The organism is Paenibacillus phyllosphaerae (genome assembly GCF_014192105.1).
GTDB lineage: Bacteria > Bacillota > Bacilli > Paenibacillales > Paenibacillaceae > Paenibacillus_Z > Paenibacillus_Z phyllosphaerae.
The window spans coordinates 73,508-95,538 of the sequence record NZ_JACHXK010000016.1 but is presented as its reverse complement, the minus strand read 5'-3'; the positions used below and the strand labels follow the sequence as shown (position 1 = coordinate 95,538).

The following is a 22,031-nucleotide window of genomic DNA, read 5'->3' as shown; positions in this document are numbered from 1 at the left end:
TTGTCCTATCATCATACCATTACCAAACCAGGCATGACCATGCTCCTTAAGGGTGCTCCCGGTAGACGAAATAATCGAAGTCCGCGTGCTGCATCGTCCCGTTCAAATCCTGCGCGCACACCCCTGCGAACGCGCCGGTGAAGGAGAGCTTATTCTTATATTCGTCCGCGAGCAGGCCCGTATATAACTCGGGGCCGATCGGCTGCCAGCTCAAGCCGTCCGGCGAGAAGCTGAATTGCAACTTATCCTGGTCGAACGACGCTTTCAGGTAGACTCGCTCCCAGCCAGTTACAACCTTCGCATCCAACTCGTCCATCTGACCTTGATCGCTGACGATGACGTTCAGATGTTTGCCGAGTTCCTCATCGTGACTGATTCGCAAATAGTAGTGGTCCTGGTCGTCATAATAAAGCACGAGTCCGGCCATCTGATTGAAGTTCGCGGGTTCGAACGCCACGCATGTCTCGACCTCGCAGCGGAAGCTCTGGACGCGCCTTGCGGCCATGCTCTGCCGATGAAGCGAATACAAGGATTCCCGCCCTCTAAGGCGCAGATATCCCGGACGCTCCGTCAGGCTGAGCCATGAAGGATCCGCAGGCGTACGAAGGGTGTGCCAGTGGACGCTAAGTTTCGTCTCATCGAAATCATCCCGCTCGGGTTCCACGGGGAACGGATGAGCAGGAAGCGCCGGCGCCGGCAACTGCAGCTCAGGCAGTCTGCCGCCCGAGGCCAGTCGCAGCCAGCCGTCTTCGGTCCAGCTCAGCTTCTGAATCGAGGTCTCCCGGCCAAGCGGGCTTAGTCCGCTCCCGTCTGGCAGCTGTCTGCTGCATATATGCACCATGTACCACTCGCCGCCCTGCGTCTCGATGAGCGAACCATGCCCCGCTTTCTGCAGCGGATGTTCGGGATGTCCTTTGGTCGTCAGGATCGGATAGTGCGGATCAATTTCGTACGGCCCTTCCACCGACCGGGCACGCATCAGCGTCGCCGCGTGATTGATGCCTGTGCCGCCTTCCGCGACGAGCAGATAATAATAGCCGTCCTTCTTGTATACCATCGGACCTTCCGTAACGCCAATATTCGTCCCTTGGGTCACCAGCTTGACCGGTCCCGTCAGCTTCTGCTCTCTTGGATCGTACTCCTGCATGATGATGCCGGCAAAGCGGTTCTTGCCTTTGCGGAAATCCCACTGCATATTGAACAGATATTTGCGGCCATCCGAGTCATGGAACAAGAAATGGTCGAAGCCGCTGGAATTGAGATAGATCGGCTCGGACCATGGTCCTTCGATGGAAGGCGCCGTGACGACATAATTATGAAGGTCTTTATAGACGCCCTTGCGGCCGACCACATTGGTGAAGCAGAGATAATACGTCCCCTCGTCATAGCTAAGGGAAGGGGCCCAGATTCCGCCAGAGCTTGGAATTCCCCTCAAAGTCAATTGACTCTCGCGGGTCAGCACATGCGTTAGAGGTCTCCAATGGACGAGATCCTTGGAGTGGTGAATGAGCACGCCCGGGAACCATTCGAAGGTCGAGGTAGCGATATAATAATCATCGCCTACCCGGATGGCCGAAGCGTCAGGGTTAAAGCCGCGTAAGATCGGATTGTGGATCATCATTTGGAGCTCCTTCCGAATTCTCGTGATTTAATGGTGAACAGCATTCGAACGGTATACGGAAAAGCCGCACCTGAACGCCAGGAGCGGCCCCTCGCCTTACCCTTTCGTAGCGCCTGCAGCGATCCCTTTGACGAAATACTTTTGCAGGGCGATGAACACGATCAGAACGGGCACGATGGACATCGTCGTACCGGCGAATACCAGGTCCCACTGCGAGGCAAGCTCGCCGACGAATCGGAAGATCTCGACGATCAGCGTCCGTTGATCGGAATGGAGCACCAGACTCGGCATAAGGAAGTCGTTCCAGATCCCGAGGCCCTGAAGCACGACCATACTTGCGGTACATGGACCGAGCAGCGGGAACACGATCTGCCAGAACGTCCGCACCCGGGTGCAGCCGTCGATCGCCGCGGCTTCCTCGATCTCGGCCGGAATGCCTTTGATGAAGCTGGTGTAGAGCAGGACGCCCATGCCGACAGACCCGGAGATATAGATTAGGATCGGAGCCGTCAACGTGCCGTATAACCCCAGCGTCTTCATCTCTTTGAACAGCGGAATCATGTACACTTGGAACGGGATCATCATCCCGGCCAGGAAATAGACGTACACGGCATTCGTCCACTTCTTCCCGGTGCGTTCAATCGCATAAGCGGCCATCGGGATAATCCCGATCATGCACACGATGGATACGACGGTCAGGATCAAGCTGTTCAACATCGCCTTCGGAAAGTCCGTCTCCGTGAGCAGATACTTGAAGCTGTCCAGATATAGACCGGATGGCAGCGACATGGCGTTGCGCAGAATCTCCCCGTTCGTCTTGAACGCCGATATCAAGCTGAAGAAGACGGGAAAGAAGAACAGGACGGCCAGTACGAGAGCCGCGATGAACATGATGATTTCGATGCGAAGTTTGACTTTGTCCATGTTACATCTGCACCTCCCGTTTGCGAAGCAGCTTGATCTGAATCAGCGACACGATCAGGATTAAGACGAACAACATAAGCGACAGCGCGGTTCCGTAGCCTTGGCGGAGTTCGCCGAAGCCGACTTTATAGACGATGTACGTAAGCGTCTCAGTCGCGAAGCCTGGGCCGCCGTCCGTCATAACCGCGATCTGGTCGAAAATCTTCAGCGCGCCGATCATGGATAACATGACGCTAACGGTCATAGCGCTCGCCAAGAGAGGGAACGTAATATGGCGGAATCGCTGCCAGCGGTTAGCCCCGTCGATTGCGGCCGCTTCGTTCAGTTCCGGCGGTATGCCTTGAAGCCCCGCCAAGTAAATAATCATATAGTAGCCCGAGCCCTTCCAGACGGTGGTGATGATGATGGCCAGGAGCGCATAATTCGGATTGCCTAGCCAATCGATCTTCCAATCGCTTAAGCCGATCCGGTCGAGCAGCTGGGAGATTACGCCAAAGTTAAAGTTGAAGATGATCGCCCATACGAAACCCATGACGATCCCGCTAAGCAGCACGGGAAAATAGAAAATGCTGCGGAACAGGCTTTTGAACCAGCGCACCTGGTCCACCAGGATGGCGAGAATAAGAGCGGCAATGTTCTCAAGAACGACTAACGAGAGGGACAATATCAACGTATTCTTCAGTGCGTTGTAGACGCGTTCGCTGCGGAACATCTCTACGAAATTGTCGAAGCCGATATAACGGATTTCATCGCTGACTCCGTCCCAGCTCGTGAAGCTGAGGTTGACGCTGTTCAAGGTCGGATAGATGACGAATGCGGTATATAGGATAAAAGCAGGTAGAATAAACCAAATCGAATAGGAAAGCCGTTTTCTCTTTTTGGCTGTCCCTTGTGCCGTAACGGGTATCGTTTCTGTGTTAGCCATACGCTCACTCCTAAAGCCTGCTTCTCTCCTCGAACGATAAGAAAGTACAAGTTTCACCTTGAAATAGAAAATTTTATTTCGCGGCCGCGTTCGCCTTCACGTTGGCATCCCACTCCGCATCGGCTTTCTTCATGTAGTCCGCGCTAAAGTCGCCTTTGGTCAGCCACTCCTGCGCCAGCTTGTAGAACCAGTTTCTCCATTGCGTCGGCATCTGGGCTTCGCCCCAGAAAGCGTTGATCTGCATGGACTTGATCGTGTTCGGGTCGTTCATCACTTCCAGCACGCGGTTCATCTGCGGCGAAGCCTCATACGTGATGGTTTCCTTCGTCGTCGGAATGCCGTTGACCGCCTGCACGAACTTCGTATATTGCTCCTTCGAGAAGAAGAACTTCACGAATTCGGTAATGGCCGCTTGCTTGTCCGCATCCTCGTTCGCCGCGGTCGAGATCGCCCAGCCTTGCAGATTGTTCGTGCCGTTGACGATGATTCTGCCTTTGCGATCCGGAACCGGGTACCAGCCGAACTCGAAGCTCGGATCGGCTTGCGAGATCTGCGCGAACATCCAAGGTCCGGAGAATAATTGAGCCGCTTTGCCCGTCACCAGCATCGAGGCCGTCTGGTTATCCGCCGTGCTTGCCCAACCTTGCTCCACATAGCCTTTGGTGAACAGCTCCGTAAAGTCAGTCATCGCCTGCATCGGGCCTGCATCCGTGAAGCTGACTTCACCCTTGGTTCGCTTGGCATTCCAATTCGGGTCGTCGGCGAGCATATCGTCCATGAAGAACTTGTTGATCCAGAATCCCCAGTGGAAAATATCTTTGCCGCCGAAGGTCAACGGCGTGATGCCGCTAGTCTTCAGCTTCTCTTGGATGGCGAGGAATTCGTCGTACGTCTTCGGCTCTGCCGATACCCCGGCATCCTCATACGCCTTCTTGCTGTAGATGATGCCGTGCGGGAAAGCCCCTACGATCGGTGCAGTATAATGTTTGTCATTCAGCGTTGGCGCATCCGCGACCAGATCGAGCCATTCCTGCGGAAGTTCCGCGATCTTGCCCGCTTCCGCGAATAATTGGGTATCGCGCATCTCGATCAGGTCCGGGAACTCGCCCACGGCTTCCTTCGTCTTGAGCCAATCCAGGTAGGCCATCGATCCGCCCTCGGACAGGTCGTTGATCTTGATGTTCGGATTAGCCTTGGTGAATGCCGCGACCGCGTCCGCCATCGCCTGTTTCGTAGCCGGATCTCCCGTCGCGCCGATGGAGAACTTGACTTCTTTGTTCGCCGGTTCGTTAGATGAAGCACCGTTCGAATTGGCCGTCGTGCCGGCATTGTTGTTGCCGCAAGCCGACAGGATGAGCGAGAGCGCCATGACGCTGATAACGGATAATGCCATTGTTTTGGTGTGCATGGTCATTGCTGGGTGAGCCTCCCTTTATGTGTCGCTTCATTCGTTAGAAGGAGCAGTGCGGGATGAATGTGCACCGCTTTCATTTCCGTGTCTTAAAGGTATCATAGACCCAAATCGCTTAGTATGCTGTTTTTTAAGCTTGATATGCGGGAATTTAAGAAGTTGATCGGGGTCAAAATGAATAGAAAAAAGGCCGCTCTGACGGGAGCGGCCTTCGACTTGCGGGCTCGTATAAATGCAACATATCGAGCCGATCGCCCGACCATGTGATCGGTACGCCTTAATAGCCAGTTCGCGCCACCTTCGCAGTCGTTGCACCTTAATCTAATAATTGAATTGCAATTAGACCAAGGTAGAAGATCTGACCGTTAGCCTGGATTCCAAGAACCGAAAGAACCCAACTTTGCAGAATGGCAAGGTTGGGTTCTTTTTTGATTGGATCGTTACGGAAGGGTTCAGGGCGCATAAAGCTTCCGGAAGGATAGCGGGGTCATCCCGATCTGACGTTTGAAGCAGCTGGAGAAATACGGCGCATAATGAAACCCCACCTGCTCGCCGACTTTGGCGATCGGCCATTCGGTCTTGATCAGCAGCAGCTTGGCCTGCTCTAGGCGATACTGCAGCAGGTATTCCATCGGCGTGCATTGATAGGTTTCCTTCATGCACCGGACAATGTAATTCGAGTGAAAATGAAGCGACTCGGCCAATGTCTCATTGGTCAAGTCCTGCTGATAATGGCGGCGCAGAAAGGCCTCTGTCCGCTCGGCCAGCTTGACGACCGAACTTGCGGCGGAATCGTCCTGCTCTTCCTCTTCGAGCAGCTGGATCAAATCCATGAACCGCTGCTGTTCCTTCCAATAGGCCGTTGCGCCATTCGCGGTCGTCTGCTCGTGCATCAGCTCGAGCAGACGCACAATGCTGGCGAACTGCCGCGGCGCCGAATGCTGCGGCAGTTTGAGGTAGTAAGGATTCGCCCATGCATGCCGGATCGGGAGAGAAGCACGGGGATCGCTTACCTCGCGATATGTGCCGTGATACTCAAAATGGATCCAATAAAAGATCGTCTCTTCCGCGCAAACGGCCGTCGTGTAATGATACCGATCGGGAAGGAGCAGCAGCGACTGGCCTTGGCGGACTTGCCATTGCTTCTCGTCTTCACCCATGAAGAGCGTCCCTTGAAGGACAAACAGGAGATCAAACACGCCGAGATTGCGTCGATTCGGATGCTGCTGTCCCGGTTCGTAATGCGTCTGTCCAATCGTGATGTAATACGGCATCGGCGGGAGCTCGAACAGAATCTTATTCATTTAAACTCCCTTTCTTTTTGTGTGAAATATTATAAGAAATTAGGTGGATTCGTTCGTAGAAACCGATTATTTACAAGGATACACTGGTGGAAGTGAACAATCAAATTTCATATATTGGAGCGATGAAATTCATGGTGGAAACTTCTGCGCAAGCCGCGAGCCAGACGATCCTGTTGGACGGGTTATTCAAGAGTTCGCAAGAAACGGGAAGAGACTATTTGCTGCGTATGGATGTGGATCGCCTGGCGGCGCCGTGTTATGAGGCGGCCAAGCTGCAGCCGAAGAAGGAACGCTATGGCGGTTGGGAGTCGACGCCGATCGCGGGTCACTCCATCGGACACTGGTTGTCCGCTTCCGCCGCAATGGTTGCCGTCACGGGGGACGACGTGCTGCAACAGCGGCTGAATCAGGCCATCGACGAGCTGGCCTTCGTTCAATCGCATGATCCGGATGGATATGTCAGCGGATTCCCGCGCGACTGCTTCGATCGCGTTTTTGATGGCAATGGCGATTTTGAAGTGCATAACTTCGGTTTGGGCGGTTCTTGGGTACCGTGGTATAGCATCCACAAAATTTATGCCGGTCTGATTGATGCCTACAAGCTGACGGGGAGCCAGAAGGCGCTCGAGGTCGTCATCAAGCTGGCCGAATGGGCCAAACAAGGCACCGACCGGCTGACGGAGGAGCAATTCCAACGCATGCTGATCTGCGAACATGGCGGCATGAACGAAGCGATGGCGGATCTCTACCTCATCACGGGGAACCGCGATTATTTGGCGCTAGCGGTCCGTTTTTGCCACCAGGCTATTCTGGAGCCGCTCTCCCGCGGCGTAGACGAACTGGAAGGCAAGCATGCAAATACGCAGATTCCGAAAGTGATCGGAGCGGCCAAGCTTTATACGATCACCGGGGAAGAGAAGTACCGGAAGATGGCCGAATTCTTCTGGCAAGAGGTAACGCGGGGCCGTTCCTATATCATTGGCGGCAACAGCATTTTCGAGCATTTTCGCAAAAAAGATTCGGAGAAACTGGGCGTGGAGACGGCAGAGACGTGCAACACCTACAATATGCTCAAGCTGACCCGACTCTTGTTCCAATGGTCGCCGAATGCCGAATATATGGATTTCTACGAGCGGGCGCTGTACAACCATATCCTGGCTTCGCAGGATCCAGACTCCGGCGCGAAAATGTATTTCATCTCCACCGAGCCTGGCCACTTCAAGGTGTACGGAACCGATGACCATTCTTTCTGGTGCTGCACCGGGACAGGCATGGAAAACCCGGCCTTATATACGCGCGATATCTACTTCGCCGATCGCGACGCGGTTTACGTCAACTTGTTCATCAGCTCTAAGGCCGTCTTGCAGGACGGGAAACTTGTGCTGCGTCAGGAAACGGATTTCCCGCGCTCGAACGAGACGCGCATTACGCTAGAGGAAGCCGGCGGCGAACGTATGAAACTTCGTATTCGCATCCCGTATTGGGCTGCCGGAGCGGTTACGGCCGTCGTTGGCGATACCGAGACTTACTCCAGCTCGGAGCAAGGGTATTTGGAGATTGATCGGGTCTGGAATACGGGCGACGTCATCGCCGTCACGCTGCCGATGGATCTTCATGTCTACCGTTCGAAGGAAGACGCGAAGAAGGTGGGCTTCATGTACGGACCGGTCGTGCTTGCCGGCGCATTGGGCCGAGATCATTTCCCGGCGTGCGATATCGTCGACAATCATCTTAAGCTGCACCAGCATCCGCTCATTGACGTCCCGATTCTGGTCACGGACGAGGACGATGTGAAGAAGTGGATTATGCCGGTAGAGGGAAAACCGCTGACCTTCGTAACGGACGCCATCGGCGAACCGGGCAGCCAGCGTATTACGCTGATCCCGTTCTACGAGCTTCATCATCAGCGCTACACCATCTATTGGACGCTCATGAACAAAGAACAATACGGGAGCTATGTGGATCACGAGAAAGCGGAGCGGCAGCGGCTCCATGCGATAACGGTCGATGCCGTGAGTCCCCATGAGCAGCAGTCGGAAGTCGAGCATGGCATTGCGTCACAGGAGTCGAAATCGGGCTACTCCGCTCATGCGCAGCAAGGTTATCGCATCGCGGAGAGCGGCGGTTACTTCAGTTACCGCATGAAGGTCGTGCCTGGCCGGCCGATGGCCCTTCAAGTGACTTACTACGGCAGTGACGGCCCAATCCATCATGATCGGGGACTTCAACAACGGGAATTCGATATTCTGATCAATGAACACGTCATCGCTCGCCAGAAGCTGGAAGCTCAGCATCCGGAGCAGCTGTTCGACGTGCAGTACGATATCCCGGAAGAGCTCTTTAGCGGCGTCGAACAGGTGGAAGTGAAGTTCGCTTCGACGGATGGCGGAGTTGCCGGCGGCGTGTTCGGCATTCGGGTGATTGATCGGCTGAAGTCGGAGCAGTGGAGCAACGACGCGAGCAGTAATTAAGGGAATTCGTAAACCGATGACCGTCAGATGACGGACATCGGTTTTTTTATCCTTTTCTCATCCGGAACACCGTGCGGAATGTTTCGGGAATTCATAGTTGATATGATCCGTGGTTGTCTGCATGCTCCTTAGCTGCGGTATAATTTTCTCCGGAGCTTCGAAGCTAGTCACTTCATCCAGCGTATGACCCGACAACTCATAAATATCGACCGCGAGTTTGTCCGTAACCATGTCGGCAAGCTGAAGCTGAGCCGGAACGACTACATCCTAGGCGTTTACGACTTTAACGATTACGTCACCGCTTGCCTCTTCCACGCTCGCCGAGTAGTACAGCGGCTCAATGACAGGCACGAGATGCTCCGTCTCGCTAACCAACTCGCCATCGAGGAAAGTACGGATCTTCCGGCCTTCCACCCGCACTTCCAGCTCGTCTTCCACGTCAAGCTCAATCGACAGCAGGTTTTGCGTCAGGCACGATCTCGTCCCGCTGGACATGGCATGAATCATCGATTCCGTATTAGTGAAGCTCCCGACCTCCCACATCGTGCAATTCGCTTCATCCAGATGGCCGAAGTACAGAATGAATCCTCGGATGCCCTTCTTCTTCGTCGCTTTCGCGCGGAACGAGTAGTTCGTCCAGTTCGTGTCGCCCACGACCGCTTTGCGACCAAGTTGCATTTTCATTTCGCATGACTATCGCAATAATGCAAGATTTCTTGTAGATTTTCTCGCCGAGGTTTAAAGGCCCGCTCTCTGAGCACCCGAATCACATGCCTTCGAGACGGCCATTTATGTTCTTCATCTACCGCCGTTTTGTTGAACTAGCGTCTCCTGTTAAGCTAAATCTATAATTCCCATCATATATAACTGAATGTTTATATTAATGTTTACTTATATAAGAACCTGCGTATATAATACAACTATCCAAACCGATACTTGAAGAAGAAAGGGGAATTCGTGATGAATACAATTGATGAATTGTCTGAGTGTATGAAACTCCTCTCGGATAAGACGCGGTTAACCATAATGGCCTTGCTGAAAGAGAAGGAAATGTGCGTTTGTGACATTGTCGATATTTTGCAAACCACACAACCCAATATAAGCCAACACTTAAGAAAGTTAAAACTTGGCGGACTTGTCAATGAAACCAGGCGAAGCCAATGGATTTATTATTCCTTGAATATCGAAGATAAACCTCATTTGTACAGCATCATGCAGCAACTCCCTTCCATGAAAGAAGAGATTTCTGCACGGGAAGGTATTAAATGTGACTGATCGGGAGGTACCATGTTAGCTATTGCATCAGTTATTTTCCTAGTGACGTTGGTATTTGTCATTTGGCAGCCAAAAGGGCTTAACATCGGATGGTCTGCTGCTGGCGGTGCCATTATTGCCTTGCTATTCGGTGTCGTAAATTTCACCGACGTATGGGACGTTACGCAAATTGTATGGAACGCAACGCTTGCGTTCGTGGCCGTTATCCTGATCTCTTTAATTCTCGATGAAATTGGATTCTTTGAATGGGCTGCTTTACATATGGCCCGGTTTGCCGGAGGAAACGGAAGGCGAATGTACGTGTACGTGATCTTGCTTGGCGCAGCTGTGGCGGCGTTTTTTGCGAATGACGGAGCAGCACTAATTTTGACTCCGATCGTGCTCGCAATGGTTAGAGCCCTGAAGTTTGATGACCGAATGATTTTACCGTTTATCATGGCCAGCGGTTTTATCTCGGATACAGCATCGTTGCCATTAGTGGTTAGTAACCTAGTCAACATCGTATCGTCTGATTTCTTCGGGATTACTTTTGTTGATTATGCCAGTCGCATGATCGTCCCTACTCTTTTCTCAGTTGTGGCGAGCTTGTTCGTTCTGTTCTTTTACTTCCGTAAAAACATTCCAACGGACTATGACCTGAAACAGCTGAAGAAGCCGAAAGATGCAATTAGAGACATGCGGTTGTTCCGACTTTCATGGATTGTACTTGGAGTGCTTTTGGTCGCGTACATGTTGAGTGAATTCATCCATGTGCCGGTTTCCATTATCGCAGGTATAGCGGCAATTGTGTTCTTGTTCTTTGCAAGACAGAGTCATGTGATTCACACATGGAAGTTGGCAAAGGGCGCGCCTTGGGCTGTTGTTGTATTCTCCATCGGCATGTACGTGGTTGTATACGGACTGCGTAATGTTGGTTTAACAGACGAATTGGGGAAAGTATTCCAGTGGGTTAGTGAGCAAGGCTTATTCGTCTCCACGGTCGGTGCTGGTTTTATCGCGGCCATTCTGTCCTCCATCATGAATAACATGCCTACAGTTATGATCGATGCGCTAGCGATAAAAGGAACACAGACAGAAGGCATCGTTAGAGAATCATTAATTTATGCCAATGTCATTGGTTCTGATCTAGGACCAAAAATCACACCGATCGGGTCACTTGCAACACTGCTATGGCTCCATGTTCTTGCTCAAAAGGGCGTGAAAATCGGCTGGGGTTATTACTTTAAGGTTGGCATCATGTTGACCGTTCCGACGCTTCTCATCACCCTTATTGGTTTGTATTTATGGTTGTTGGTGATCGATTCCGTTACGATGAACATCTGGATCATCATCGCAGCGATTGCAGTTATAGCGGGTCTTACTTTGTTTATCTTCAATAAGCTTCAATCCGGTAAGAACAGTAAAAGCAATGCCGTTAATTAACCATTTCAAATATAAGGAGAACTTATTTATGGAGAAGAAACCACTCGTTTATTTTTTGTGCACGGGAAATTCTTGCCGCAGTCAAATCGCTGATGGCTTCCTGAAAGAGCTCGGTGGAGATAAATACGAAGTAAAGAGCGCGGGTCTCGAAGCGCATGGTTTGAACCCTCGTGCTGTTGCAACGATGAAGGAAGCTGGCATCGATATTACAAGCCATACTTCCGACGTAATTGACCCTGAGATTCTCAATCGTGCCGATTACGTTATTACACTTTGCGGTCACGCTGACGAGCACTGCCCGGTTATCTCGAATAAAAACGTAGTGAAATGGCATTGGGGCTTTGATGATCCTGCAAAGGCAACGGGAACTGAGGAAGAGATCACAGCTAAGTTCCGTGAAGTGCGAGATTCGATTAAACGTCGTATCAGTGCTTTCGTTGAGACTGGTAAATAATAATCATAATGGGGCGCACAATCTTTTCAGATGTGCTCCGATCTTGAACACCACTTGCTGCTATGCCGTACAGGACAAGGTGTGGGTTTATTTATTCAAACGAATATAAGGGGAACGATAACATGCAAAAGAATTATCAAAGCCTCGTTGAAGATAAAATCTTTTTCGGAGGGGCTGCTGATGTCGAGGATATGTTTAAAAATGAGGGTATTGAAGTCGTTGTAGATTTACGAGGAGAAGCAACCGAATGCGCATATCCAAACGAGAACTTAAAGTGGATTCAGGTGCCGCTCGGGGACAATGCAGATGGTCCGCAAGATCAATTGTTTAAACAAGCCATAGAACACGTTGTAGAGGCATACAAGAGTGGTAAGAAAGTGGGATTCCATTGTGGCGGCGGCAGCGGCAGAACCGGTGCTGTTGCGGCAGGAACGCTGATTGAGTTGGGAAACAGCCAATCCATTGATGAGGCTGAAGCCCTAGCAAAGTCTATCCGACCAAAAGTTAATATCAAGCCTCCACAACGTGAGGCGTTGGGAAAGCTGTATAAGTAAAGTTAAACAAAGCGGAGAGCTCCAATTGGGCTCTCCGCTTTGTAGTTAGCAGCAACGAACTGGCCGGGTATCATGCTTTCTCTTTCTTGTCCTGTCACTCTTAAGAGCAAGTAGATGGGCCACAGGAAGGTGTATTAATTTCTTGATTCGTAGTCCCACAGCAACTACTTGGGGAAGCTACAATCAAGGGCTTGATTGAAAGTTTCTTTGGTTTTGGGCCGCAACAGTTATCGTTTTCAGTAACGGCTAGTAAGGACTTCGGAACTGAGCAAACACCAGTTTCAGGGAGGTGGAGTTTTACCTCACGAGCGGCATCAAAATCCCCCGCTAAAGCAGCCACAACACTGCGAACCTGTTCATAACCTGTAGCAAGTAAGAATGTTGGTGCGCGGCCGTAGCTCTTAGAACCCACAATATAGAAATTCTTCTCAGGTTGGCGAAGCTCAGCTTCACCGTGTGGACGAACAGTGCCGCAGCTATGGATATTGGGGTCTATTAAGTCAGCCAATAGTGGTACGGATTCGATAGCTGAGTCCGCAGCGTAGCGCAGTTCTCGGAGAAAGGAAAAATCCGGTCTAGCCCCTGTTGCCACGATAATCTCATCAAGTTTATCAATCGAATATTCTCGATCTAACATCGATCCCTGAAGTGAGAGCGTGGATGTCTCTTCACTTTTCCTAATCTGATCAATGAGGAATGGTGTGTGCACCAGAACATTCCCGTTCCGTACATATTGGTTTGCACGTGTTCCAAGCTCGCCCCGTGCAGGTAAACCATCGTTTTCTCCACCGCCGAAGGCCTCCGCGACGGACTGCTTTCTTAGTACCCAATGGATCGTGGTTTCTGGAACTTCCAGTTTCAGTTCGTGAAGGAGCGTAAGCGACTGAATAGCGGAGTGCCCACTACCTACAACCACAATATTTTTACCGGCATATCGTTCTTTGCTCGAGCCTAAAATGTCCGGAATACCATAGGTGATGTGAAGCCTGTTTTCCTTTTCACCGTCAGCCGCAATACCGCTTGCGTTAATTGGATTTGGAGTAAGCCAAGTTCCTGTTGCATCAATTACCGCCGAAGCTTCTAAACGAAGGGATTGACCTTGCTTCTCATATTTAACAATGAAAGGGGCCTGTTCGCGACCAGCAGTCTTCATCTTATCGAAGCCTTTACGGTGAATAGCTTTCACGGTCGAGTCGAGATTGATGAAGGGCTTGATTTGTTCCAATTGGGATAGCGGCTCCAAGTATTGATTAACTAGTTCCTCACCAGTGGGCATTAGCTCTTCCGGCGGCATGTTCCATCCTGTTTCCAATAAAAGTTCCTTTGCAGCAGAATCGATATTGAATTCCCAGGGAGAAAACATTCTTACATGCTGCCAACTGAGCACAGACGCTCCAACAGAGGCTCCTCTTTCAAACAGCACAAAGGGCATATTTCTTTTTACAAGCTGGGCTGCTGCTGCTAATGCCACTGGACCGCCGCCAATGATTGCTGTTGGTAATTGGTTCAACATTTCTTCATCCTCCTTAATTAAAACAGGCTTAATATTTGTAATTCGCAATTATAAGTCGAAAAGAAAACCTCCCTTACTTTGGAGGTGTACAGCAAGAAGACGTTGATTTCTGCATAGCGTCATTAAAGAGTTTGATGGACCGTATAACTGTCTCTCTTTCGAATTCTGTCATGGTGGAGAGAACGCTATGAAGCTGAGTATTTACAGTAAGATTAATGTTATTCTCGATCCCAAGCCCTTCAGGAGTTAAGGACAAGATATTTATGCGATTGTCGGCTGGATGGGGAGTTTTCTTGACAAATCCCTTATCCACCAAGGTTTTGACCTGTCTGCTAAAGGTTGTGATGTCCATTCCTAAAGCGCCTGCGATTTCCTGCATCGAGGGTTGGTGCTGCCGGTTGATCTCATACAAGATATGACTTTGGACGGGAGAAATCTCTTGACCACAGCAGTTATCGCAGCACTGCTCATTCAATAATCCAAAGTTTCTCGAAAGCAGCTGAAACAAATTTCGTACGTTTTCCATTGTCATAACCTCCTGATACAGTTATAGCACTAATATTTGCAAAATGCAAATGTTTGTGTATAATCGAGCCAAGAAATTTATTGATCTTGGGAGGGCATTGTATGTTAGATCTTATTATTATTGGAGCAGGTCCATATGGTATATCAGTTGCCGCACATGCAGTTGCAAGTAACTTGTCGTATAAGTTGCTGGGGTATCCCATGGATTTCTGGGAAAACCAAATGCCGCAGAATATGTTCATTCGGACACCACATGACCTAGCGAGTTTTTCGGATCCAGAGGGCCGCTATACCTTCAAAATTCCAAGGATTACCCCGAACACTGGTTTCGCACACTCTTGGATACACAAGCTTTGAGGAATTCCGAGGAAAAGATACGGTCGTAATCGGAAGTGGACAGAGTGCATGGGAAGCTGCGGCACTTCTTCACCAAGTGAATTCTAACGTACAGATCGTATTTCGAAAGAGTGCTCCTGTTTACGGCGGCAATCGCACCCAAGAAGTTATCCTTAGGCAGATCGGTAACATTTTCTTCAAGCTGCCGCATTTTCTGAAGAAGAAGTTGAGACAAATCGCAGACATGACGGTGCCAATCGCTCACTTTCTTAAACCTTATGTGGATGGCAAGGTCCCTCAGATAAGCAGTACATCAATTGAGCGCGCTGTCGCTTTAGATAATCGAGTGCAGTTAGAGCTTTCTAACGGGGATCGCATAATTGCAGATCATGTTATTGTTGCCACTGGATTTATTATTAATTTTGATAAACTGCCTTTCTTGGATACGGAGCTTAAATCAGCAATTGTTAGAGAAACAGGCAGCATTGAATATCCCCGTTTAAACGAACATTTCGAAAGCAGTATAAGCGGACTTTATTTTGCGGGACCGCTGTCTTCACGTAGTCACGGTCCTACATTCCGATTTATACTGGGGTTGGGAAAAACCTCAAAAACCATTATTAATTCGATTCGTCGGAGGTAATTGTATGTCGGCACTCACAGTTAGAATGGCAAACGCTCAAGATCTGCAGACGATCCTGGACATTTACAATCAAGGTATAGAAGATCGTATAGCCACACTGGAGATGGATACGAAAGATCTTGAATACATGACTACTTGGTTTAGTAACCACGGTGATCGTTATTCGGTTCTTGTGGCTGAGCATAATGATTCCATTATTGGCTGGGCGGCACTGAATAGGTATTCTCCGCGCGCGGCATATGATGGTGTTGCTGACTTGTCCATTTACATTGAAAGAGCTCACAGAGGCAAAGGAATCGGTCAAAGGCTACTTCGGGAGTTAGAAGAGACGGCAGAACGGAATGGCTTTTACAAAATTGTTCTCTTTACTTTTTCTTATAATGGTCTGGGGCAAGGGTTGTATCGGAAACAAGGGTACCGTGAAGTCGGTGTATTTCAAAAACAGGGCATTTTGGACGGAGAGTTCGTTGACGTTATGGCAATGGAGAAGTTGATAAATTAGTTTTTAATTAGGGGAAATATACGTGATCGACTGCGCGAATCGCTTGAAGATGCCGATTTGGATCTCGTTCAGCAGCTGCGCCAGAATGATCGGCGCCGGGAAGCCGAAGACGAGGTTGTAACAGCTGATGAGGACCGTGTTCCGGAGGATCCGGCCAAAGTCCGGCGACTGGAAGAACAGAAACTTGAAATATTCCAATCCGACCCACGGACTCCCCCAGATGCCTTTGACCGGACTGAAATCCTTGAACGCCAGTTGAATGCCGGAATAACATGAAGAACAAATATTTGTTTTTGCGGTACTCCTTCCAAATGGACCCGCGCCTTCCAGCCGATCGCCCATACGCGCTGTTTACGCTTTTTTCATTTTTCCTAATATTCAAAAGGATCCCGCTACGAACGACCCGCCGGCCAGACAGATAGATTCGCTTGCCGGACGGAACCGGGATGAGGACTTGCTCGATATGATGCATACCTGGTTTGAAATAGATCGTCGTGTAGCTGCTATCTTGCAGCTTCGCTTGCACATCCTCAATGCGGTGGATGCCGGGCTCAATGACGGCGACTTCCGGATCCGTCGGGTCGGGCCGTCTGCGCTCGAGCGCCTTGGCGAACAAATGCAAATTATTGAACCTTCCGCCGTTAATCTCGACCGACAGCTTCCGGGGCTCGCGGAGCGTAAACCGGATACGCCGTTCTTCCATCACTTCTGCCGTGATAGCAGCCGATAAGGGGCGGATCGCCACGTGATGCACCGTTTCCCGATGGCATACGACTTCGACCTCGACAATGCCCGAGAAATCGAATTGGACCATAGCGGCTTCCCTTAGCTGATGCATGTCCACCTTAACGAGCAGGACGTCCAGTTCCTTCCACTCTCCGCCCTCCGTCCGCACGAATACCGAGTAATCCCGATTCCTCGGCAATGGGGCTGGTATAGGGTAAGTTATGACTTGCGAGATCTTCTCCAGCAACGTATAGCCTCCTCTATGCACGCTTGCCACAAACGCATTCCCTCTCATTCTAATCAGGCGATCTTCCCCTTCCTATCGCAATAATGCGAGATTTCTTGTAAAAAAATAAGCCGTGAGGGATCTCACGACTCATAGGGATGAAATTGTTATTTACCTACTACTCGACCATTGTCTTGGACAGCAATGGGGTAAGGGCTCTTGCACGTGCTAATATGCAAAAAAATGCGCCGACTCCCGAAGGAATCAGCGCATTACCGTGTCCATCTAGAATTATAAAGGTCAAACTTCCCCGCTTCAATAGAACATTGCTGCCAGTAGTAGGATATCTTGGCTGTATTGGATCATTGTCTAAGCTATTCCAACTAGCGATGAACCCGAAAAGGAAAGTACTGGCTCGCGTTGTCATAGCAAATCTGCTGCACAATCGCGCCAAGCTGTTGCCGGTCGTCCGGGTACTCGCCTTTGACGACCCATTCGCCGAGCAAATTACATAGGATGCGCCGGAAATACTCGTGCCGGGTAAAAGAGAGAAAACTGCGCGAATCCGTCAGCATGCCGACGAAACGGCTGAGCATGCCCAATTCGGCCAGCGACTTCATCTGCGCGATCATGCCTTCTTTGGTATCGTTGAACCACCAGCCCGAACCGAACTGGATTTTGCCGGCGATGCCCCCGCCCTGGAAGTTGCCGATCATCGAACCGATGACATGGTTGTGAGCGGGATTAAGCGAATACAGAATGGTCTTCGGCAGACCGCCCGCGGTCTCGACCGCGTCCAGCAACCGGGATAACGGTCGGGCCATTACCCCGTCATTCACCGAATCATATCCGGCATCCACGCCGATACGATTCAATGCCGGCGTATTGTTATTGCGAAGCACGTTCATATGGTATTGCATGACCCACCCGCGCTTCGCATATTGCCGGCCCAAATAGACGAGAAGCGAGGTTTTGTAGAGCTGTTCCTCCTGAAGGCTTACCGTCTCCCCGGCAAGCGCCTTAGCGAATGCTGCAGCTGCCTCGGCTTCCGTACCCGCTGCATAAGGGACTTCGTTTAAGCCATGATCGGACACTCTGCACTGGGCGGCATGGAAGTAGTCGACCCGGCGCTCAAGCGCTGCCAATAAGGCTGCGTAGTCGGTAATAGCTAGGCCCGTCACCTGTTCCAGCTTCGCGATCCAAGGCAGGAAGCCTGATCCGTTAATCTCCAGCCCTTTGTCCGGACGGAACGATGGAAGCACGGCGACATGGAAGGTTGGATCCTCCTGGATCATGCGATGATATTCGAGCGAGTCGGTCGGATCGTCCGTGGTGCAAATGACGCGTACGTCGGACTTCGTAATAAAGTCCCTCGTGGCAAACCCGTCCCCGGCAAGCATCGCATTGGCCTGCTCCCAGATTCGCGGCGCCGTATCCGCATTCAAAGGCTCTTCAATGCCGAAGTACCGTCTCAGCTCAAGATGCGTCCAATGATATAACGGATTCCCGATCAGCAGCGGAACGGTCCGCGCATACGCCAGAAATTTCTCATAATCGTCCGCGTCGCCGGTGATCAGCGCTTCGTCAATCCCGTTCGCCCGCATGGCTCTCCACTTGTAGTGGTCCCCGTACAGCCATACCTCCGTCAGGTTCCGGTATCGCTTATTCTCGAGAATTTCTTGCGGACTCAGATGACAGTGATAATCGATGATCGGCATCTGCTTGGCATAATCGTGATACAATGCCTGCGCGACCGGACTTTCGAGCAGAAAGTGATCGTCCATAAAAGCATTACCCAAGCTTCATTCCCTCCTCTGGCATCGTATTATTGCTCGATTCTGATCGCTTCCTGCTGCGCTCTCAAGCACAGTTCCGCCGCCATGAAGGCATGCTCCTGCGTCATCGCGTTCTCCGTCCGGTTCAGGCAATCCAGAATGAGCTGCCCGAAGTACGGATAGCCGACCTGCCCACTGACATTGAAATGGTATTCGCCCGTTTGATTGACCAGATAGACGTGGTTGCCGGACCGTTCACGGGCGACATCGATATATTTGCGCAGCTCGATGTATCCTTCGGTGCCCAATATAATCGTACGTCCGTCCCCCCATGTGCCTAGACCGTCCGGCGTGAACCAATCGACCCGGAAATATTGCGTGGCCCCGTTGTCCCCCAGCAGGGTAGCATCGCCAAAGTCTTCAAGCTCAGGATAGTCAGGGTTGTTGTAGTTGGCGATTTTGCTGTGCAGCACCTCAGCCTTCTTACAGCCGGCATAATACAGGAATTGCTCGACCTGATGGCTGCCGATATCGCACAGAATGCCGCCATATTGTTCCCGCTCGAAGAACCAGTCCGGTCTGGACGGCGCGTTCAGGCGGTGCGGGCCGAATCCGGTGACTTGGAGCACGCGTCCGATCGCGCCTTGCTCGATAAGCTCGCCTGCGTAGACCGCAGATTCCACATGGATGCGTTCGCTGTAATAGACCGCGTATTTCTTGCCGGTTTCACGAACTTTGGCACGCGCCGATTCCAATTGCTCGAGCGTCGTGAACGGAGCTTTATCCGTAAAATAATCTTTGCCCGCGTCCATGACGCGAAGTCCCAGCGCGCAGCGCTCGGAAGTGATCGCCGCCCCGGCAACCAGATGCACTTGCGGATCGGCCAGAATCTCCTCTTCTGAAGCGGCGATCTTCACTTGCGGATAGGTGCGCGCGAACGCTTCCGCTCTTGCAGGGTCACGATCATAGACCCACTTCAAAGTTGCGCCCGCTTCGATCAGCCCGTTGACCATGCCATAAATGTGACCATGGTCGAGCGCTATAGCCGCGATCGTGAATTCGCCCGGGCCTACCACCGGGTTGGGCTTGCCTTTCGGCGCATAGGTCATGCCGTCGTTGTTCGTCATCGTCTTGTCCTCCATCTCGGTTATGAATTCCCTTTATAATTGCTGCCCGTCGTAATGGTGAGATCCGCGAAATTCTCGATGGCGGCACCCTTCTCATAAAAGCGGGGCGCATTATTCATTACACCTTCCCGCGTGTAGAACGGATCGTCCTTAGGCAGGGGAAGCGTGACCTTCTCTCCGGTGGTTGCGGATTTGTAAATGCTCATGATGAGTTCCAACGTATTGCGGCCGCTGACGCCGTCGATCAGCACCGGCTCCCCGGTCTCGATGGCATGCAGCACATTATCGATCTGCGCGGCGTGGCCTTCGTATGGCAGATCCTCCAGGTTATCGTAGTAGTGTTGGATTTTCTCCTCCAGCGATTGGTCCCGCTTCGGGAAGCCGTTCGGCAAAGACTCGGATGCCGTTACGCGCCATGGCGCCGAAATCCGGGCATTCTGCCCTTGGAAGATGAACTGCTGCTCTTCGCCATGATGGACGACCGAGCTCGTAATCTGACCCAAGCTGCCGTTCGGATACTTGAGCATCGCGATGGACAAGTCCTCCACTTCCGCGTTATCGTGGGCGACGTTGCTCATGAAGGCTTGAAGCTCGCTCGGCTGGCCGAGCATCCAGAGCAAGGCGTCGATATGATGAACCGCATGGTTCAGCGTTGGTCCGCCGCCCTCTTTCTCCCACGTCCCGCGCCACCACAAGTCGTAATAGCAGTGGCCCCGCCACCAGAACGAATCGATCTGGGCATGAAGAATTTTGCCGGCGAGCCCGCTATCCAGCACATGCTTTAATTTCATGATCGGATTCCGGAACCGGTTCTGGGCGACGACGGACAACACTTTCCCGCTTCTCTCCGCCACTTCGATCATCGCGTCGCATTCTTCAAGCGACGAAGCCATCGGCTTCTCGACGATGACATGGCTGCCCGCATTCAAGAAATCGATCGTAACCGGCGCATGGACGAACGGAGGCATACACACCGACACAAGGTCGATCTCCCGGTCGAGCAGCTCCTTGTAATCTTTGACGATTACCGCATCCAGTCCGAATTGCTCCCGCTTCGCTTCCGCTTTCTCGGGATACAGGTCGCATAAGGCCACGATGGTACAGCGTTCCTTGAATTGCAGATAACTTTCGATATGCGCGGACGAAATCGCTCCCGCACCGATAATAGCTACTTTGATCATGGCTGTTCCTCCCAGGGAATGAAGTTCATAGTGAAATCATAGCCGAGACGGCGATGCAATTGTGTTTCGATATTGGGTAGAAATAACGCTAGGTTGCGGTTTTTATTCTCTCGGTCCCGTTGAACGCGCACGACTGCTCCGATATAGTGGTACTAGAGCCAGACCGCATACAAGACCAGGTGAAGGGGCGAGTTTCTTGCCGGTTTCGATGAGTTACAGCGATGTTCCCATGTATTTTGCCTATCATCGCACAAGCGTAAATAACGAGCATAGGGAGACGTTTCATTCCCATCTTGGCGTCGAGATCTTGCTGATTCATGAGGGCAAGGGCACCATGATCGTGAACAACAACCGCTATGAGATCAAGCCGGGCATGCTCTGTATCTTCCAGCCTCTGCAACTCCATCATCTGACGTTGGACTACGCTGGCGGCCAGAGCTTCGAACGGTCCATGGCCATATTCGAGCCGACCATGTTCGCGGATTATTTTGACAAGTGGCCTGCGCTGCATGACTTTTATGCCTTCATTTGTTCCGGGCAGCTTCCTTACCCTTGCCTGTACGAGTTGCAAGACCTTACCTTGCTGGACCATTTGTTTCGGAATATGAACGAGCGCATGCCAACGCTGCCGGAGGCGGACAAACAGGAGGAAATCTCCCTGTTCCTGGTTAACCTGTACCGGCTGCTGAAACAGGAATGGGAGCGTCGGAACCAGCATGCGGCCGTCTATCAGACTCGCCGGAAGACGCATCAGGTCGAGAATATTCTAAGTTGGATCGAAGCCAACTACGCCGTTCCGTACCGGCTCAACGAGATGTCTCAGTCGCTGCATATCTCGCCATTCCACTTGTCCCATCTCTTCAAAGAAGCCACCGGGATCACGATCACGGAATATATCGCGACGCGGCGCATCCATCAATCCGTTCGGCTGTTGACCACGACGAATAAGCCCGTCTCGCAGATTGCCGAAGAGATCGGGTTTGTGAACAGCTCTTATTTTTGCAAATTGTTCAAATCGCAGCTCGGGGTAACCCCCCATCAATACCGCAAGAAGTGGACGCCGCATTGATTTACAGACCGCTCCTGTCGCTTGCGCGAAAAAGAAGCCAACACATC

General features: G+C 51.4%; 20 protein-coding genes. 8 read left to right on the top strand and 12 right to left on the bottom strand.

The genetic code is table 11. The features are described 5' to 3' along the window. Window positions 1–46: 46 nt before the first annotated feature. The 5 genes from FHS18_RS25335 to FHS18_RS25315 all read right to left on the bottom strand — a co-directional run bounded on the left by FHS18_RS25335 (window position 47) and on the right by FHS18_RS25315 (window position 6,185). Window positions 47–1,621, bottom strand: coding sequence for a glycoside hydrolase family 43 protein (locus tag FHS18_RS25335; protein ID WP_183603182.1), 1,575 nt, complete (start codon window positions 1,619–1,621; stop codon window positions 47–49). A gap of 96 nt (window positions 1,622–1,717) precedes the next feature. After that, window positions 1,718–2,545 (bottom strand): carbohydrate ABC transporter permease, encoded by an 828-nt coding sequence (locus FHS18_RS25330; protein ID WP_183603181.1) that lies wholly within the window; start codon window positions 2,543–2,545, stop codon window positions 1,718–1,720. A gap of 1 nt (window position 2,546) precedes the next feature. Beyond that, window positions 2,547–3,470: a carbohydrate ABC transporter permease gene (locus tag FHS18_RS25325; RefSeq protein ID WP_183603180.1), complete on the bottom strand. Its 924-nt coding sequence runs from the start codon at window positions 3,468–3,470 to the stop codon at window positions 2,547–2,549. A gap of 73 nt (window positions 3,471–3,543) precedes the next feature. Then, window positions 3,544–4,884, bottom strand: coding sequence for an ABC transporter substrate-binding protein (locus FHS18_RS25320; RefSeq protein ID WP_343060675.1), 1,341 nt, complete (start codon window positions 4,882–4,884; stop codon window positions 3,544–3,546). 449 nt (window positions 4,885–5,333) lie between these two features. Next, complete coding sequence (locus FHS18_RS25315; RefSeq protein ID WP_183603179.1) at window positions 5,334–6,185, bottom strand: helix-turn-helix transcriptional regulator; 852 nt, start codon at window positions 6,183–6,185, stop codon at window positions 5,334–5,336. A 131-nt stretch (window positions 6,186–6,316) separates the two neighbouring features. Between FHS18_RS25315 and FHS18_RS25310 the strand changes: the two genes are divergently transcribed. Next, window positions 6,317–8,656, top strand: coding sequence for a glycoside hydrolase family 127 protein (locus tag FHS18_RS25310; protein ID WP_183603178.1), 2,340 nt, complete (start codon window positions 6,317–6,319; stop codon window positions 8,654–8,656). Between the two features lie 267 nt (window positions 8,657–8,923). On the opposite strand, the gene FHS18_RS25305 is transcribed toward FHS18_RS25310, so the two are convergent. After that, window positions 8,924–9,340, bottom strand: a complete 417-nt coding sequence (locus tag FHS18_RS25305) for a hypothetical protein (RefSeq protein ID WP_183603177.1) — start codon at window positions 9,338–9,340, stop codon at window positions 8,924–8,926. 276 nt (window positions 9,341–9,616) lie between these two features. On the opposite strand from FHS18_RS25305, the gene FHS18_RS25300 reads away from it, so the two are divergent. The 4 genes from FHS18_RS25300 to FHS18_RS25285 all read left to right on the top strand — a co-directional run bounded on the left by FHS18_RS25300 (window position 9,617) and on the right by FHS18_RS25285 (window position 12,361). Continuing rightward, on the top strand, window positions 9,617–9,931 hold the full coding sequence (locus FHS18_RS25300) for an ArsR/SmtB family transcription factor (RefSeq protein ID WP_183603176.1): 315 nt from the start codon (window positions 9,617–9,619) through the stop codon (window positions 9,929–9,931). A 12-nt stretch (window positions 9,932–9,943) separates the two neighbouring features. Further along, window positions 9,944–11,353: an arsenic transporter gene (locus FHS18_RS25295; RefSeq protein WP_183603175.1), complete on the top strand. Its 1,410-nt coding sequence runs from the start codon at window positions 9,944–9,946 to the stop codon at window positions 11,351–11,353. Between the two features lie 28 nt (window positions 11,354–11,381). Further along, window positions 11,382–11,807, top strand: a complete 426-nt coding sequence (gene arsC, locus FHS18_RS25290) for an arsenate reductase (thioredoxin) (protein ID WP_183603174.1) — start codon at window positions 11,382–11,384, stop codon at window positions 11,805–11,807. A 122-nt stretch (window positions 11,808–11,929) separates the two neighbouring features. Further along, window positions 11,930–12,361, top strand: a complete 432-nt coding sequence (locus FHS18_RS25285; RefSeq protein WP_183603173.1) for a protein-tyrosine phosphatase family protein — start codon at window positions 11,930–11,932, stop codon at window positions 12,359–12,361. Between the two features lie 100 nt (window positions 12,362–12,461). On the opposite strand, the gene FHS18_RS25280 is transcribed toward FHS18_RS25285, so the two are convergent. Both FHS18_RS25280 and FHS18_RS25275 read right to left on the bottom strand, forming a co-directional pair. Beyond that, on the bottom strand, window positions 12,462–13,874 hold the full coding sequence (locus tag FHS18_RS25280; RefSeq protein WP_183603172.1) for an NAD(P)-binding domain-containing protein: 1,413 nt from the start codon (window positions 13,872–13,874) through the stop codon (window positions 12,462–12,464). A gap of 73 nt (window positions 13,875–13,947) precedes the next feature. After that, window positions 13,948–14,400: a MarR family winged helix-turn-helix transcriptional regulator gene (locus tag FHS18_RS25275; RefSeq protein ID WP_183603171.1), complete on the bottom strand. Its 453-nt coding sequence runs from the start codon at window positions 14,398–14,400 to the stop codon at window positions 13,948–13,950. 432 nt (window positions 14,401–14,832) lie between these two features. Between FHS18_RS25275 and FHS18_RS25270 the strand changes: the two genes are divergently transcribed. Both FHS18_RS25270 and FHS18_RS25265 read left to right on the top strand, forming a co-directional pair. Further along, the gene (locus tag FHS18_RS25270; RefSeq protein WP_183603170.1) at window positions 14,833–15,378 is read left to right on the top strand and encodes an NAD(P)/FAD-dependent oxidoreductase; all 546 of its coding nucleotides are present in this window, start codon (window positions 14,833–14,835) and stop codon (window positions 15,376–15,378) included. Between the two features lie 4 nt (window positions 15,379–15,382). After that, window positions 15,383–15,880 carry an arsinothricin resistance N-acetyltransferase ArsN1 family A gene (locus FHS18_RS25265; protein WP_183603169.1) on the top strand — a complete coding sequence of 166 codons (498 nt, stop codon included), beginning with the start codon at window positions 15,383–15,385 and terminating at the stop codon, window positions 15,878–15,880. A 7-nt stretch (window positions 15,881–15,887) separates the two neighbouring features. Here FHS18_RS25265 and FHS18_RS25260 read toward each other — a convergent pair whose 3' ends face one another. The 4 genes from FHS18_RS25260 to FHS18_RS25245 all read right to left on the bottom strand — a co-directional run bounded on the left by FHS18_RS25260 (window position 15,888) and on the right by FHS18_RS25245 (window position 20,915). Next, entirely contained in the window at window positions 15,888–16,853 is a 966-nt protein-coding gene (locus FHS18_RS25260) for a hypothetical protein (protein ID WP_183603168.1), read from the bottom strand. A gap of 362 nt (window positions 16,854–17,215) precedes the next feature. Continuing rightward, entirely contained in the window at window positions 17,216–18,631 is a 1,416-nt protein-coding gene (gene uxaC / locus FHS18_RS25255) for a glucuronate isomerase (protein WP_246427903.1), read from the bottom strand. 26 nt (window positions 18,632–18,657) lie between these two features. After that, entirely contained in the window at window positions 18,658–19,734 is a 1,077-nt protein-coding gene (locus FHS18_RS25250) for a Gfo/Idh/MocA family protein (RefSeq protein WP_183603167.1), read from the bottom strand. A 20-nt stretch (window positions 19,735–19,754) separates the two neighbouring features. Next, the gene (locus tag FHS18_RS25245) at window positions 19,755–20,915 is read right to left on the bottom strand and encodes a Gfo/Idh/MocA family protein (protein ID WP_183603166.1); all 1,161 of its coding nucleotides are present in this window, start codon (window positions 20,913–20,915) and stop codon (window positions 19,755–19,757) included. A 196-nt stretch (window positions 20,916–21,111) separates the two neighbouring features. Between FHS18_RS25245 and FHS18_RS25240 the strand changes: the two genes are divergently transcribed. Next, a complete protein-coding gene (locus FHS18_RS25240) occupies window positions 21,112–21,984 on the top strand; it encodes an AraC family transcriptional regulator (RefSeq protein WP_246427902.1) in 873 nt (290 codons plus the stop codon). Window positions 21,985–22,031: the final 47 nt, after the last annotated feature.

Coding starts and splice junctions, on each gene's coding strand:
- FHS18_RS25330 (WP_183603181.1), bottom strand. CDS start 2,545: ATGGACAAAGTCAAACTTCGCATCGAAATCATCATGTTCATCGCGGCT.
- FHS18_RS25295 (WP_183603175.1), top strand. CDS start 9,944: ATGTTAGCTATTGCATCAGTTATTTTCCTAGTGACGTTGGTATTTGTC.
- FHS18_RS25285 (WP_183603173.1), top strand. CDS start 11,930: ATGCAAAAGAATTATCAAAGCCTCGTTGAAGATAAAATCTTTTTCGGA.
- FHS18_RS25320 (WP_343060675.1), bottom strand. CDS start 4,884: ATGACCATGCACACCAAAACAATGGCATTATCCGTTATCAGCGTCATG.
- FHS18_RS25245 (WP_183603166.1), bottom strand. CDS start 20,915: ATGATCAAAGTAGCTATTATCGGTGCGGGAGCGATTTCGTCCGCGCAT.
- FHS18_RS25265 (WP_183603169.1), top strand. CDS start 15,383: ATGTCGGCACTCACAGTTAGAATGGCAAACGCTCAAGATCTGCAGACG.
- FHS18_RS25280 (WP_183603172.1), bottom strand. CDS start 13,874: ATGTTGAACCAATTACCAACAGCAATCATTGGCGGCGGTCCAGTGGCA.
- FHS18_RS25275 (WP_183603171.1), bottom strand. CDS start 14,400: ATGGAAAACGTACGAAATTTGTTTCAGCTGCTTTCGAGAAACTTTGGA.
- FHS18_RS25300 (WP_183603176.1), top strand. CDS start 9,617: ATGAATACAATTGATGAATTGTCTGAGTGTATGAAACTCCTCTCGGAT.
- FHS18_RS25305 (WP_183603177.1), bottom strand. CDS start 9,340: ATGAAAATGCAACTTGGTCGCAAAGCGGTCGTGGGCGACACGAACTGG.
- FHS18_RS25310 (WP_183603178.1), top strand. CDS start 6,317: ATGGTGGAAACTTCTGCGCAAGCCGCGAGCCAGACGATCCTGTTGGAC.
- FHS18_RS25335 (WP_183603182.1), bottom strand. CDS start 1,621: ATGATGATCCACAATCCGATCTTACGCGGCTTTAACCCTGACGCTTCG.
- FHS18_RS25325 (WP_183603180.1), bottom strand. CDS start 3,470: ATGGCTAACACAGAAACGATACCCGTTACGGCACAAGGGACAGCCAAA.
- FHS18_RS25250 (WP_183603167.1), bottom strand. CDS start 19,734: ATGACGAACAACGACGGCATGACCTATGCGCCGAAAGGCAAGCCCAAC.
- arsC (WP_183603174.1), top strand. CDS start 11,382: ATGGAGAAGAAACCACTCGTTTATTTTTTGTGCACGGGAAATTCTTGC.
- FHS18_RS25315 (WP_183603179.1), bottom strand. CDS start 6,185: ATGAATAAGATTCTGTTCGAGCTCCCGCCGATGCCGTATTACATCACG.